Origin of the sequence: Rufibacter psychrotolerans, from assembly GCF_016924645.1 — a bacterium.
In the GTDB taxonomy this organism is placed as follows: Bacteria; Bacteroidota; Bacteroidia; order Cytophagales; family Hymenobacteraceae; genus Nibribacter; species Nibribacter psychrotolerans.
Window position 1 is genome coordinate 1 of the sequence record NZ_JAFFJV010000005.1, and the last position, 14283, is coordinate 14283.

Genomic DNA, 14283 nt, shown 5'->3' on the forward strand with positions numbered 1-14283 from the left:
CCCCGCCCCAACCACTGCCAACAAACTCAAAAACCACTCACCCCGGCCGATCTGCTTTAATCCAGTTGCCTATTCTACCATTGTTGGTGTTTCACTGCTGTAGGTGTTCCGTCCTATCATCCTACCCTAATTCCTATAACACCGTGGTTCTACCATTGTTGGTGTTCCTTCGTTTTCAGTGTTCCATCCCTTCCTCCTACCCTAATACTGTATAAACTGTAAACCGTTGTTGGTGTTATCACCAACAACCAACATGCGGTCATCAGCGCAAGGACCGCCTCCTCCTACAAGTAACTGTCTTTTGAATAACGATAGAGCCAAGGCCTTAAATGGCTCCGCCGCACAGAACAAAGCTGTATTCCATCTCCAGAAGCCTAAACAATTCATTCCCACTAAAACAAAAAAGCGTTTAGGGGCTGTTTTCTGTAAAACAGCCCCTAAACGCTTGAAAATGGTTTCATGGAAACTTACCTAACCCCCTGGCTCGGGAATTTAGGCGTAACGGTGCGGTAAAACGCCAGGATCTTCTGCATGTCGGCGTCAAAGTCACCGGTGGGGTAAATAGTGGGGCCAATGCCCGCTTCTTTTTTGGCGTAGTCCAGGTAACCCAACAAGATGGGCACCCCGGCGCCAACGGCGGTGTGGTAGAAGCCCTTTTTCCAGCGGGGCTGGTACTTGCGGGTGCCCTCGGGGGTTACCAGCATCACCATCTCCTCATGCGTCTTGAAGATGTCAATCATGGCGGCCACCAGGTTGTTGTTCTTCTTGCGGTCTACCGGCACGGCCCCCATGGACCTCAGCAGCGCGCCCATGGGGAAGAAAAACGCCTCTTTCTTGATGGTCAGCTTCACGGGCACATCCATGAGGTAGAACGCGGCCCGGGCAAACACAAAGTCCCAGTTGCTGGTGTGCGGCGCGGCTACCATAATGGCCTGCTTGATGTCCGGTGGCATAGATCCGTTCAGTTTCCAGCCAAATACCTTGAAAATAACTTTTGCGAGTGCCTTCCCAAACATAGTGTTGCGTTAGATCAGACCACAATAATACGAAAAAAACCAGCGTTTCTGCTGGTTTCTATCTGGGTCAGGCTTACGGGGTGAGTTTAAACTTGCGTTCTCTGAACAGGTACACCTGCAAGCCCACGTTGAGGGTGGGCCCAAACTCGGTCACCTTTCGGTTACCTTCGGTCACGCGTTTCTCCTGGTAGTAGGAAAAGAGCAGGGCCGGCTCAACGGCAACCTTGGGGTTGATGAAAATGGCGTACCCCACGCCGCCCCTAAACTCGGCAAGGTCGGTTTTGGAAATGTTGGGGCGTTTGTTCACCCCCACGGCGGCACTGGCCTCGCCAAAGAACCCGTTGTTTAGATAATACCGCGCGAAGGGCCCTACCAGCACATTCGTGGCCTGGGTAGGCACCTGGTTGTCCATAGATTCCTTATAGTAGTAGATGGCGCCCCGCACCCCAAGCGCAAAATCGTGCAGGACAAAGTAGCCTAGTTTGGCGTCCAGGTCAAACTGCGTCCGGTGGCCCGAGACTGGTTCATTGGGGCCGGTAATGTCTATCTGGCGGTAAGAGCCGCTCACGCTTCCGCCCACCATGAGGGTGCGCTGAATGATTTTGGCCGGTATAAGGGTGCTTCTGTTTTCCTGGGCCCTCACGGGCAAAAAGCCAAGCAGAAAGACGGCTACGTAAAGAAATTTGCCCATACAAGACTGGTTAGGAGGAAGGAGCTTTCCTTTGCCTTATACGAAACTAATTTACTCAAAGACAGGAAGATTCTGCCTTCTTAATAGGATAATTTATATACGTTAACTAGTTAGCTAACGCTCTGGAGCAGCGCCCTGAGCTGGGGTTCTAGCGTAAGCGTGTACTCATACCCGATGGCGTAAATTTCCCGGGCCCTTTTCAGGTCATAGATGTGGTAGTCCCGGAGCTTGGGCGGCTCAATGAACAGGTCGCACAGGCTGGCGCGGGGTTGTACGTTGGCGTGCAGGGCCAGATGGAAAATCCGTTCCGTCACGTTCCGGATGCTGGAGATCTCGGCCTTGTAGTTGGTGGGGTTGGCGTGCACCCCAATGATCTTGTCGCATTCGCCGGTGAGGCACTCCACGGGTAAGTTGTTGATGATGCCGCCATCTACCAGCAGCCGCTTCTCCCGCTGCACGGGCTTGTAGAGAATGGGCACCGCCGAGGAGGCTTTCAGGGCTTCAATGAGCGAGCCCTGGGTGAAATACACGGTGCTGCCCTCTACCAGGTCCACGGCCGAGATGATCAGTTTAATGGGCAGTTCCTCAAACGTAGTCTCATGCAAATGCTCCTCAAAGATCTTGTGCAAGGCCTGGGTGTGCAGGAGCCCGCGGTTGAGGGCAGGTTTGAACAGTTTAGGAAGGGGCAGGTCACACACCAAGCGCAGGATTTCTTCCGGCGCGAAGCCGGCCGCGTACAGGGCCCCGGCAATGGCCCCGGAACTTACCCCCGAAATGGCATGGATGGGCACGTTGAGTTCCTGCAGGGCCTGGAGCACCCCCAGGTGCACCACCCCGCGGGCGGCTCCCCCAGACAGGCAAAGTCCCAGTGCAGGCATGGCTTACAGGGCTGCGAAAGGAAAAACCTGGTCAACGCGCACCCCTTTTTCGGTGTGCTTCACGGTGCAGCACTCGTGTTGGGCATCGTGTTCAAAGAACAACACCCACTGCTCCTCGGCCGCCCGGTTCAGGAAAGCTTCCTTCTCCTGCAGCGTGAGCAAGGGGCGGGTGTCATAGCCCATCACGTACGGCAGCGGCAGGTGCCCTACCGAGGGAAGCAAATCGGCCATGAAGCAGAGGGTGTGGCCTTTGTACTGCAGGCGGGGCACCATCATTTTATCGGTGTGGCCGTCTACGTAGGTCACGTCAAAGCCGGGCAGGAACTGCTCCTGCCCTACCGGCAGGAACTCCAGCTGGCCGCTTTCCTGCAGGGGCAGGATGTTCTCCTTCAGGAAGCTCGCCTTTTCGCGCGGATTGGGTTGGGTGGCCCATTGCCAGTGGTCCTGGTTGCTCCAGTAGCGGGCCCGGGGGAACACGGTTTCCAGGGAAGTGCCGTCTTGCCCGTAGCGCACCGAGCCGCCGCAATGGTCAAAGTGCAGGTGGGTCAGGAAAACATCGGTGATGTCTGAGAACCCGAAACCGGCTTTACGCAGGGACTTCTCCAGTGAGTCATCGCCGTGCAGGTAATAGTGGCTGAAGAACCTGGCGTCCTGCTTGTCGCCTATGCCGTTGTCAATTAACACCAGCCGGTCCTGGGTTTGCACCAAAAGGCAGCGCATGGCCCAGGTGCAGAGGTTGTTCTCATCTGCGGGGTTAGTGCGCTGCCAGAGGGACTTGGGCACCACGCCAAACATGGCGCCTCCGTCTAACTTAAAATTTCCGGTATTGATGGGGTATAAGGTCAACGACATAGAAGAGCTTTTGTGCCTGATTTCCTGAAAAGCGCCCTAAAACGGACTTACTCGGCGACCACGCCCATCTGCCCGAACTTCTCAATGCGCTGCATGATACGTTCTTCGGCGGGGATGGCTTCCAGTTCCTCCAGGGTGGAAAGGATCTTTTTCTTGAGCGTCCTGATCATCTTCTCGGGGTTCACGTGCGCGCCGCCCAGCGGTTCTTTGATGATGCCGTCTACCAGTTTATTGCCCAGCATGTCTTTGGCTGTGAGTTTGAGGGCCTCGGCCGCCTGTTCTTTGTAGTTCCAGCTGCGCCATAAGATAGAAGAGCACGACTCCGGCGAGATCACCGAGTACCAGGTGTTCTCCAGCATGTACACGCGGTCGCCAATGCCAATACCCAGGGCTCCGCCCGATGCGCCCTCTCCTATAACAATACAGATTACGGGTACTTTGAGCATGAACATTTCTTTGAGGTTGCGGGCAATGGCTTCGCCCTGTCCGCGCTCCTCGGCCTCCAGGCCCGGGAAAGCACCCGGCGTATCTATGAGGGTAACAATGGGCTTGTTGAATTTCTCGGCCAGTTTCATGAGGCGCAGGGCCTTGCGGTATCCTTCGGGGTTGGCCATCCCGAAGTTGCGGTACTGGCGCTCTTTGGTGTTGCGGCCCTTCTGCTGGCCTATGAACATGACGGTTCTGCCGTCAATCTCGCCAAAACCGCCCACCATGGCTTTGTCGTCGCGCACGTTGCGGTCGCCGTGCAACTCTATAAAGGAAGAAGACAGGCCATTGATGTAGTCAAGGGTATAGGGTCTTTCTACGTGGCGGGAAAGCTGCACCCGCTGCCAGCGGGTAAGATTCGCATAGGTCTCTTTCTTAAGCGTCTTAATTTTATCCTCCAATGCCTGTACTGCCTCGCTCACGTCTACCTGGCTTTCGGCGGCCAGTTTCTTCATCTCGGCTAGTTTCCCCTCAAGGGAAGCAATGGGTTGTTCAAAATCTAATAGCATATGATGCCCCTTACGTTTAGCTAAAGTGTGACTACAAAGGTAAACGAAACTTGCAAAGTTTAGTAGCAGGACTTTTTTCTAGTTTTAAGTGAAAATTTTTGGGTTGACTATGAACGGGTTACCCCTACTGGCATATATAAATTTGGCTATTTTTAGGCTTGGGCCTTGTGCGGTAAAAATCTACCCCCCATATTTGCATCATCAAAACGGGACAGCAGGTCCTGAGGTGATAAAAACACAAGTTGGTCCGGTAGTTCAGTTGGTTAGAATGCCGCCCTGTCACGGCGGAGGTCGCGGGTTCGAGTCCCGTCCGGACCGCAAAAGCCCCTCAGAGATGAGGGGCTTTTTTTGTGCCCTTTGCAGTAGGCCCGCCAGTTAAGCGCGTTTGGTTCGGGAAAGCGTTTTCACCCTTTTTCGCCCAAAACAGGCCAGAAACAGAGCCTTAAGGCCCAGGTCAGAAAAAAAAGAGGTTTTCTTGAGAAGGAAAGTTGCATCTTAAAATTTAACGCTACATATTTGCACCATCAAAACGGGACAGCAGGTCCTGAGGTGATAAAAACACAAGTTGGTCCGGTAGTTCAGTTGGTTAGAATGCCGCCCTGTCACGGCGGAGGTCGCGGGTTCGAGTCCCGTCCGGACCGCAAAAGCCCCTCAGAGATGAGGGGCTTTTTTTGTGCCCTACTTTTAGCTGGCCCTGCCCCGCTTGCCCACCTTTGGTCAGTAGGCTCGCCCCTCATCAGTAAATCGCTTTGGGGCTAAAATCGTAAAAACAGGCCCAAAACGGGCGTACGCAGGCTGTGCGGCACTTTCCACCTACTGCTTCCTCGCCAGCAATGCCTTTTGGGAAAAGATAACCTGTTTGCCCTCTTCAGCCAGGTAAGAGAAGTGGGCTTTTTTTGCAATATTTACCAAAATCTGCCGGACCTGCCTTTAAGGCTGCCCGCCGATACACCCCATGAGCCCCACCGTTTACCTATGCATGGTTTTATTTTATTAGAGTTTGAGAAGTTTGTCATTAAAGAGCACGGCTTTGCCACCTGGAATACTATCTCTAAAAAGGCCAACGCCGAGAGCCTATCCATTGATGCTACCCAGATTTACCCCGATTCCATTGTATTCACGCTGGTGGGGGAAGCCATCAAGGAGCTGGACGTAGAACCCGGGGCTTTTCTGGAAAGGTTTGGCTATGCCTTGGTGCCCAATCTGCTCAAGGTGTACAAGGCCTACATTGACCCCACCTGGAAAACCATTGACCTGCTGGAGCACACAGAGAACACCATGCACCATGCCGTCAGGACCAACAACCCCGACGTAACCCCTCCTATTCTGGAGATTAAAAGAAAAGGCCCCAGATCCATCCACATTCACTATAGGTCCAAAAGGAACATCCCGCAGTTGGGCGTAGGGGTCATCAAGGGAATTGCTGATCATTACGGGGAACTCCACAAGTTGCACGTCCACCTCACAAACACTGAGGAAGAAGGTGTGTACCTTATTGACGTTGCCCTGGTGTCCTAAACCGGAAAGCCCACCTTTTAGAAGCCCCCTTTACCAAGATACCTCTGCAATAGAATAATTTGATTAAGGGCTAACAACCAGCCTTTGATGTTCGCTCTGAAGCCTTGCCGCAAGCACCTCTTACTGGAGACTTGCGGCGAGGCTTCTTTCTTTTATGCAACATGCACCAGTGTTATTTGAAACTACTTTCAAATGACACTACCTTTGATATTGCAATTTAAGGCTGATCAAAGCTCTCAAATGTACCGTCTGAATACAACAGCATTAGCCTGACCACTTTTCTTTCCTGGCCATACTTGCTTGGAATCGGCGGGGTAGAAGGGTGCAGCTGCGTTGGTACTTTTCCATCCTCATCAGCGCGGCTACTCACATTAGCATCAGAAGACTCGCCATGAACCTGCTTCAACACCGGGTCAGAGTGGCTTGTTTCTTCTCCCAATTGCATTAGCATACTTCCTTGGCCCAGAAGCAACCAGGCCGGGGAAATCTCTTTGAACCGGAGAAGAACTTTCTGCACCACTTCCAGGCTGGCCTTGTTTCGTGCAGACAAAATATGGCTCATCACGGCTCTGGCAACCCCAATCTCATCGGCGAAAGCGGCGGGCCCTAGGGTGCTCCAGTGGAGTATTTCTGTAATTCTGGGGAGTAACTCAGACACAATTAGGTAGTTGTTTTCTGTTCAAAACCATCAAACCGGAGCAACAATGCCCTTTAGAGTTTACCGCTAGGTTGGGGATAAATCACCCGCCCAACTGTAAGCCTCACTTAAAGCAACTTCCACAACAGATTCAAAATTAATATAATAAGTGCAGATCCAAGGTTTTATTCCGCATTCGTTCTGCTGCTCACCAACAAAGATAAACCCTGTTTACATTTGTATAACAAATGTAAACAGGGTTTATCTTTGTTGCCTCACTCCTTTTCCACCTTTACAAAGCGGCCTACTTGTCTTCCCCAAGAATCAGCAAACTTGAGCGCTCTATCCATTAAGCTCCTGCCATAATGGCAACATACCTTCCACTCGATGCGATTCCCTTCTGAGCGGTGGATGTAAAGGGTATTCAGGCAGCTAAAAGTTCTCATCCTGCTTTCTCCCTTACCGGACCTGAATGTTCTTCCCGGCACTTGGGTAAGCTCATCCTGCGGTGGGTGCCTGCCACCAGGCCGTTCCCTGCCTTGTACAAAACGAAGCCGAGCCTCAACCTTTTAACTTGCCCAAAAAGAGAATCCTCCGCCCCTGCTAAAAAGTTGAGCAAAGACGGAGGATGAACTCTTATGGAAGTAAGCAGGGACTTACACTTCTATTATTTAAAATAAGCCAGTTCCAATGCGCGGTCGTGGCCGTAGACATCATCCCGGAAATGTACCGCGCCGGCATCGTCTACCCAGGCAGTGAAGTACACAATGTACACCGGCACTTTCGCTGATAGGTTGACATACTTCTCGGCCCCGCCATGCATGGCCGCCTTGATGGCCGATGGAGTCCATTGCTTTTGGTCCTTGAGCAGGTACTGCGCCAATTCAAATGGCTTCTCTACCCTGATGCAGCCGTGGCTGAAACCCCGCTCGGCCTGGTTGAACAGGTGGTCTGAGGGGGTATCGTGCAGGTACACGTTATGCTCATTAGGAAAGATAAACTTCACGTAGCCCAGCGGGTTCTTGCTTCCCGGGCGCTGCCGTACCCGGTACTTGAACTTCTCGTCTACGGTGTACCAATCCACGGAGTGCGGCGAGAGCACCTCAACTTTGTTGTTGCCTATGTCCTTCACCAACTCCATGTCATTGGCGGCAAGGTAGTTGGGGTTGCGGGCCTGCGCAGGGGCAATCTCCTCGGCCAGAATTTGGGGTGTCACATTCCAGTACGGGTAGAACACAATGTACTCCAGCTTGTCGCTGAACACCGGGGTGGCGTGCATCTCTTTCCCCACCACTACTTTCATGCTCAGCACCTCTTTGTCTTTCTCAAACACGTGCAGCATGTACTCTGGAATGTTCACAAACACGTACTTGTCCTCAAAGCGCTTGGGTACCCACCGCCAGCGCTCCATGTTCAGGATGATCTGGTCAATGCGCTCCTCAATGGGAATGTTCATGACCCGCAAGGTCTCCCCTCCCACTACCCCGTCGGGCTTAAGGCCGTGGCGGATCTGGAAGTTGCGCACCGCTTTGGCCAGCTCTGGGTCATACACCAGGTTCTGCGGAGTATTTTCCGCGGGTTTTCCCAGAATACGGTGCCTGAGGGTTAAGACGGCCTGGGCCGAGTCGCCGGGCTTGAGCATTTTGGTGGCGAGTTCCACTTTAGGCCAGCCGCCCTGCTGCTTGGCCAGGCGGTACTGCTTCAGGGCCTCGCGCAGCCTGATGTACCCGCTGTGCAGGGCCTCAAATTCATAGTAGGGATAACGGCTTTCCCTTTCCTTCAAGATGGTCTGCAGCGCCTTGTGCAGCTTGATCTTGTTTTTCTTTACCGCCCAGTCAATGTTGTCTACGTTGCGGGGGTTCACGGTTCCCTTGTAGAAGTCGGTGGCGTAGTCAAAGTAAGAGGCGGTGAGGGTAACGTCCAGCTCCTGCTGCAGTTTGTACCGCACCGAATCGCCTTTGGCTTGCTCCAGCCGCTGGAACATGCCCTTGAAGTCTTTGCGGGCGTAGTCTTTGGGGTCCAGGCCTTCCTCATGGGCCCGGTTAATGACCTCCACCAATTTATAGGCCTGGGGCACCAGTTCGCCATCTTTGAACCAGGCAAACCGGTATTGGCGCTCCCGATAGAAGAGTTTCATTAAATTGAGGTGTTCCTTGAATTCAGGATCGCTCAAGGTGAACCTGACCACGTAAACACTGTCGGTTTGCTGCGGAAACTCCTTGGCCGTGGTAAGCGCTACTTTCTTTTTCTGCTTCTCCCCCGACTTGGCACAGGCCGACACCAGCACCATGGTCATCATGAGAAAGAAGAAAAAGCAAAAGGAGAGTTTATTTAATTTCATAGATATTCTACCTTACATAAAAGTTTGTTCCTTATACTCCCAAGCTCCCAAAAAAGTTAAGGTAGCGCAACTATATTAAATTGTACATTTCTAATCCAAATGCATACAAATATAGCCATACGACACTATAATCACCCAACCCTGCCAGAAGCGAGACCAATTCAGGTAAGTACCTCTGATTCCTGTTTTAGGGCCGTTTTGGAAAAATTGACCCTAAAATAAGCTTCTCTGCCAGGCTCTGTCACCAACAACCACTAACTTAACCAGCCTTTCACAAAATGGATTTTAGCAATAGTTCACCCACCCTACATCCCCAAGACCCGCATTCTTTTTCCAGGCCGGAAACGGCCCGCATGACCCATGCCGACTGGCACCTGGAACTAGATTTTAGCAAGAAAACCATCAAAGGCACCGGCCTGTACACCCTCCAGCACCAGGGGGCTCCGGAAGTTATCTTTGACGTGCGCCACCTGCAGATTACCGGGGTAAAGCTGGTGGGACAGGAGCAAGAAGCCGAGTACCACCTTACAGAGGAGGAGCCTTTCCTGGGGCAGGGCCTGCACATCGCCCTCCGGGAAGACACCCGGCAGGTGGAGATCCGGTTTGTGACCACGCCGCAGTCGGCGGCTCTGCAGTGGCTGGAACCAGGCCAGACGGCCGGCAAGACCCACCCGTTCCTGTTCACGCAGTCACAGGCTATCCTGGCGCGCACCTGGTTGCCCTGCCAGGACAGCCCCAGCGTGCGGTTCACGTACACGGCGCGGGTGCAGGTGCCCGCCCACCTGCTGCCCCTCATGAGCGCCGACAACCCGCAGGAAAAAGGGGCCACCGGCGAGTACTTCTTTCAGATGGAGCAGCCCATTCCCTCCTACCTGCTGTCGCTAGCCGTGGGCGATCTGGCCTTTGCGCCCCTGGGGCAACGGTGCGGGGTGTACGCCGAACCGGCCACGCTGGAGGCGGCGGCCTATGAGTTTGCCGACACCGAGAAAATGCTGGAAGCCGCCGAGGACCTGTACGGCCCTTACCGGTGGGGCCGCTATGACCTGCTGGTGCTGCCGCCCAGCTTTCCGTTCGGGGGCATGGAGAACCCTAAACTCACCTTCTGCACGCCCACCATTATTGCGGGAGACCGCTCGCTCACCAGCCTGGTAGCCCATGAGCTGGCCCATTCCTGGTCGGGGAACCTGGTCACAAACGCCACCTGGAACGACTTCTGGATGAACGAAGGCTTCACCGTCTATTTTGAGCGCCGCATCATGGAGGCGCTCTACGGCCCCGCATACGCCGAGATGCTGCACACCCTGGGCTACCAGGACCTGCAGCTCACCCTGGAGGAACTGCGCGACAAACCGCAGGACACCTGCCTCCACCTGAACCTTGCAGGCCGCGACCCGGACGAAGGCCTCACCGAGATTGCCTACGAGAAGGGCAATGCCTTCCTGCGCCACCTAGAAAAGCTGGTTGGGCGCGACAGGTTTGATCTGTTTGTGAACCGATATTTCAGCCAGTTCCGGTTCCAGTCTATGGATACCGCCGGTTTTGAGCAGTTTCTGGAAAAAGAGCTGATAAACGGGGATGACACGCTACGGCAACAGATAAATGCCGCAGGCTGGATACACGCTCCCGGCCTCCCGGCGGGCCAACTGCCCCCCAAAGCCGTCCTGTTTGAGAAAGTAGCCCAGGAACTGGAGAAATGGCAGCACGGTACCGCCGCCCAGGACCTGGCCACCCACGGCTGGAGCACCCATGAGTGGCTGTATTTCCTCACCAACCTGCCCCAGGGCCTCACGCAAGCCCAGCTGGAAGAGCTGGACCAGGCCTTTGGCTTCACCGCCTCAGGCAACGCCGAGGTGCAGGCCGAATGGCTCAGGCACGCCATTCTACACCGCTATGAAGCCGCCTACCCGGCTCTGGAGGCGTTTCTGGTGCGGGTGGGCCGCCGCAAATTCCTGCTGCCCCTCTACAAAGCCCTCCTGCAGACCCCGCAGGGCACCGCCCAGGCCCAGGCTATTTACCAGAAAGCCCGGCCCAATTACCACGCCGTTGCCACCAGCACCCTGGATGCGCTCCTGAACCGCTAAAGCTGCCAGGCCACACAAAAAAGCCCGTTAGGTTTGCCTAACGGGCTTTTTTGTGTGGCTTAGAAAGGCGTTTAGTGGTTCTCTGCTTTTCTGTTCACGGTAGTTTCAGCAATCACAGTGAGTTTCTCGTCGGTCATTTTCTCCTCGCTCAGGATGGATTTGAGCAGGTCCAGCACCTGGTTGTGGCCCAGGAACTTGGCGTAGGTGCAGGCGGTACCGTAGCCGGCTATCTCGTAGTGCTCAATGCGCTGGGCACAGGCAATGATCCCGGCATCCATCACATCGGGGTCGGCGTCGTGGGTCAGGAAATCGCGGGCTTCCCTGATGATTCCCTCCATGGCCATACACTTCTCACCGGTGCCGCTGATGCCCAGGATCTGGAAGCACTGCTCCAGGCGGTCAATCTGGCCCCTGGTCTCCATCATGTGCTGTTCCAGCGCAGAAGCCAGCTCCCGGTTAGACACCTTCTGCATCACCTCAGGCATGGCCTTCATGATTTGCTGCTCCGCATTGTACAGGTCTTTCATCTGGTGGATGAACAGGTCATTCAAGGATGTTAATTTCATAGCTAAACGGTTTAAGGTGAACATCTTCACTAAGTACTTTTCCTATACGAGGCGATTTTTGCCTAGTTCAAAAGAATCTCAGAACTTCTGTTCCGCCGCAATTAGGGCAAGCCATTGCGCCCGGTTGCCCCGTATAACCCCAGAAAGTAACCGTAAGCAGCATACATGACCACATTTGAGCAGGCTCCCAAGGGCATTCTCATCGCCGTAGGCGGCAACGAAGACAAGGGCACTTTTCCCCGGGCAAAGAAGCAGTACCACCTCAATTTCTTTGAGCTGGGCATTCTCAAGCGCATTATTGACGCCATGGGCGGCAGCCAGGCCCGGATTGAAGTCATCACGTCGGCCTCCATGATCCCCGAGGAGTTGGGGGCCCTGTACCTGCGCGCCTTTGAGGTGCTGGGCTGCCAGCAGGTGCGGGTGATGGACATAAGGGAGGAAGCCGACGCCCTGAAGCCCGAGTACCTGCAGCGCCTGCGCGCCGCCAGCGGCGTGATGTTCACCGGCGGCGACCAGTCCCGCCTGTTCAGGATTTTCTCGGGCACGGCCTTTCACCAGATCCTGCTCCGGCGCTACTACCAGGAAGAGGGTTTTGTGATTGCGGGTACCAGCGCCGGGGCCATGGCCATGTCAGACATCATGATCACGGGCGGCAGCAGCTCCCGGGCCCTGCTGAAGGGATCGGTGAAGCTGGACCGGGGCCTGGCGTTCCAGGAGAACGTTATTTTTGACTCACATTTTGTGAAACGCGGCCGATTCGGCCGTTTGATGGAAGCCGTAGCCACGCACCCTTTTAAAATAGGCATAGGGTTGGGCGAAGACACCGGCGTCCTAATCAGCCAGGGTAACTTTATAGAAACCATTGGTTCTAACCTGGTGATTGTGGTAGACGGGCACCACATCAAGCACAACAACACCTCCTACGCCGCGCCGGGCACCCCGCTCTCCATTGAGAACTTCAGGGTGCACGTGCTGGCCCTGGGCAACTACTATGACATAAAGGAACGCAAGTTCTGCGTGGGCAACAAACAACCAGCATGGGAGGAGTAGCCGTTTCGGGGCTACTTTCTGTAAAGCAGCCCCGAAACGGCTACTCCTGGTAAATGCCTACCAGGGGCTCGCCGCCGGCCACCCAGCTGGCCCGGTACATGCCTTCTGAGTTGAACGGCAGGGTCACCTCGCCGGTGGGGCTTACGGCCACCAAGCCACCTTCGCCGCCGTACTGCTTCAGTTTCTGGTGCACCACCAGGTTGCAGGCCTGGGCCAGGGACATTCCTTTGTACTCCATGAGGCAGGAAATGTCATAGGCCACCACGTGCCGGATAAAGTACTCGCCGTGGCCGGTGCAGGACACGGCGCAGGTCTTGTTATTGGCGTAGGTGCCGGCACCAATGAGGGGCGTATCGCCCACGCGGTTGAAGTTCTTGTTGGTCATGCCCCCGGTGGAGGTGGCCGCCGCCAGGTCTCCCGCCAGGTCTACCGCCACGGCCCCCACCGTCCCGAATTTCTTTTCGCCGGTCTCAGAGTGGTCCAGCATGTAGACATCGGTGTCGCGCAGGGCCTGCCATTGGTCGTAGCGCTGCTGGGTGAAGAAATAGGCGTCGGGTTCAAAGGCCAGGCCCTGGTTACGGGCGAAATCCTCGGCTCCGGGATGGCTCAGCAGCACGTGGTCTGAATGGTGCAGGACCTCGCTGGCCAGCAAAATAGGGTTCCTGATGTTACGCACCCCGGTAATGGCCCCGGCCTCCAGGGTTTTGCCGCACATGAGGGCCGCATCCATCTCGTGGTACCCCAGCTTGTTGAACACAGATCCGCGCCCGGCGTTGAACAGGGGGCAGTCTTCCAGGTGCACCACAGTGGCTTCCACGGCGGTTAAGGCAGAACCTTCCTCCCGCAAAATCTTATATCCCACCTCCAGGGCTTGCCGCAGGGCGGCGCGGTATTCCTGCTCCATGTGGGGGGTGAGCGACGCGCGGGTGATGGTTCCGGCCCCGCCGTGCAGCGCCAGGGCAAAGGATGGCTTTTTCTCCATAGGTTCTTCTTGCTAGTCTTCTAAAAAGTTCAGGAATGGGGGTAAAATGAGGGGCAAAACCCGGGCGGCAAGCCTTGGCAAATTCCCCCGGCCGGTGGATAAATTAATAATCGCCCGGTGGAATCTAAACCCTCCATTCTTTGTATATTTGTAGAGTTTACTTTACTAATCATATTAAATTTATCACCTATGTCTTTTGATGTACAGGGAAGATTGCACGAAATCTTTGACGAAACCCAAGTGAGCGAAAAATTCCGGAAACGTGAATTCGTTCTGGAGATTCCAGACGGCTCTTATACGCAATATGCCAAGTTTCAGCTTACCCAAGACAAGTGCGGTATTCTTGACAACTACAAAAAAGGCGATGAAGTGAAGGTTGCGTTCAACCTGAGCGGTAAACCGTTCACCAAGAACGGTACTACCATGTACTTCACCAACCTGCAGGCCTGGAGAGTAGAGCACGCCGGTGCCGCCCAGCCGCAAGCCGCGGGCAACCCGTACGCGCAGCAGCCGGTTAAGTCCAGCTCATTCATCAGCGACGACATGGACAACGATCTTCCTTTCTAAGGAATTCTTGCTTCCTCATACAACAAAATGCGGCTCCCAAAAAGGGCCGCATTTTTCGTTTTAGGGCTTTTTAGGGCAAAAGGCAGCTAAAACGGCTGTTTTTGCGTAG

Annotated in this window: 13 protein-coding genes and 2 tRNA genes; 6 read left to right on the top strand and 9 right to left on the bottom strand. The window is 54.6% G+C overall.

All coding sequences use genetic code 11. The features are described 5' to 3' along the window. Window positions 1–467: 467 nt before the first annotated feature. The 5 genes from JT718_RS05810 to JT718_RS05830 form a co-directional block, all read right to left on the bottom strand. Complete coding sequence (locus JT718_RS05810) at window positions 468–953, bottom strand: 1-acyl-sn-glycerol-3-phosphate acyltransferase (RefSeq protein ID WP_317195486.1); 486 nt, start codon at window positions 951–953, stop codon at window positions 468–470. Window positions 954–1089: 136 nt separating this feature from the next. Next, window positions 1090–1707 carry a hypothetical protein gene (locus JT718_RS05815; RefSeq protein ID WP_205500984.1) on the bottom strand — a complete coding sequence of 206 codons (618 nt, stop codon included), beginning with the start codon at window positions 1705–1707 and terminating at the stop codon, window positions 1090–1092. A 110-nt stretch (window positions 1708–1817) separates the two neighbouring features. Further along, on the bottom strand, window positions 1818–2585 hold the full coding sequence (locus JT718_RS05820) for a patatin-like phospholipase family protein (RefSeq protein WP_205500986.1): 768 nt from the start codon (window positions 2583–2585) through the stop codon (window positions 1818–1820). Window positions 2586–2588: 3 nt separating this feature from the next. After that, complete coding sequence (locus tag JT718_RS05825) at window positions 2589–3431, bottom strand: MBL fold metallo-hydrolase (protein ID WP_205501500.1); 843 nt, start codon at window positions 3429–3431, stop codon at window positions 2589–2591. A gap of 53 nt (window positions 3432–3484) precedes the next feature. Beyond that, a complete protein-coding gene (locus JT718_RS05830) occupies window positions 3485–4432 on the bottom strand; it encodes an acetyl-CoA carboxylase carboxyltransferase subunit alpha (protein WP_205500988.1) in 948 nt (315 codons plus the stop codon). 244 nt (window positions 4433–4676) lie between these two features. Between JT718_RS05830 and JT718_RS05835 the strand changes: the two genes are divergently transcribed. The 3 genes from JT718_RS05835 (at window position 4677) to JT718_RS05845 (ending at window position 5950) form a co-directional block, all read left to right on the top strand. Then, window positions 4677–4750: transfer RNA gene (locus JT718_RS05835), tRNA-Asp, on the top strand. Between the two features lie 249 nt (window positions 4751–4999). Beyond that, window positions 5000–5073, top strand: a tRNA-Asp gene (locus tag JT718_RS05840). 334 nt (window positions 5074–5407) lie between these two features. Further along, the gene (locus JT718_RS05845) at window positions 5408–5950 is read left to right on the top strand and encodes a heme NO-binding domain-containing protein (RefSeq protein WP_205500990.1); all 543 of its coding nucleotides are present in this window, start codon (window positions 5408–5410) and stop codon (window positions 5948–5950) included. Window positions 5951–6167: 217 nt separating this feature from the next. Here JT718_RS05845 and JT718_RS05850 read toward each other — a convergent pair whose 3' ends face one another. Both JT718_RS05850 and JT718_RS05855 read right to left on the bottom strand, forming a co-directional pair. Next, window positions 6168–6608: a helix-turn-helix transcriptional regulator gene (locus tag JT718_RS05850; protein ID WP_205500992.1), complete on the bottom strand. Its 441-nt coding sequence runs from the start codon at window positions 6606–6608 to the stop codon at window positions 6168–6170. A gap of 646 nt (window positions 6609–7254) precedes the next feature. Continuing rightward, window positions 7255–8928, bottom strand: a complete 1674-nt coding sequence (locus tag JT718_RS05855) for a L,D-transpeptidase family protein (protein WP_205501001.1) — start codon at window positions 8926–8928, stop codon at window positions 7255–7257. Window positions 8929–9206: 278 nt separating this feature from the next. Here JT718_RS05855 and JT718_RS05860 point away from each other — a divergent pair, with 278 nt between their 5' ends. After that, window positions 9207–11009 carry a M1 family metallopeptidase gene (locus JT718_RS05860; RefSeq protein ID WP_205501003.1) on the top strand — a complete coding sequence of 601 codons (1803 nt, stop codon included), beginning with the start codon at window positions 9207–9209 and terminating at the stop codon, window positions 11007–11009. A 71-nt stretch (window positions 11010–11080) separates the two neighbouring features. Here JT718_RS05860 and JT718_RS05865 read toward each other — a convergent pair whose 3' ends face one another. After that, window positions 11081–11575, bottom strand: a complete 495-nt coding sequence (locus JT718_RS05865; RefSeq protein WP_205501005.1) for a YciE/YciF ferroxidase family protein — start codon at window positions 11573–11575, stop codon at window positions 11081–11083. Between the two features lie 165 nt (window positions 11576–11740). Here JT718_RS05865 and JT718_RS05870 point away from each other — a divergent pair, with 165 nt between their 5' ends. After that, the gene (locus JT718_RS05870) at window positions 11741–12625 is read left to right on the top strand and encodes a cyanophycinase (RefSeq protein WP_205501007.1); all 885 of its coding nucleotides are present in this window, start codon (window positions 11741–11743) and stop codon (window positions 12623–12625) included. A gap of 40 nt (window positions 12626–12665) precedes the next feature. Here the strand turns inward: JT718_RS05870 and JT718_RS05875 are convergent, their stop codons facing one another. Then, window positions 12666–13607, bottom strand: coding sequence for an isoaspartyl peptidase/L-asparaginase family protein (locus JT718_RS05875; RefSeq protein WP_205501009.1), 942 nt, complete (start codon window positions 13605–13607; stop codon window positions 12666–12668). A 189-nt stretch (window positions 13608–13796) separates the two neighbouring features. Between JT718_RS05875 and JT718_RS05880 the strand changes: the two genes are divergently transcribed. Beyond that, entirely contained in the window at window positions 13797–14174 is a 378-nt protein-coding gene (locus tag JT718_RS05880; RefSeq protein ID WP_205501011.1) for a DUF3127 domain-containing protein, read from the top strand. Window positions 14175–14283: the final 109 nt, after the last annotated feature.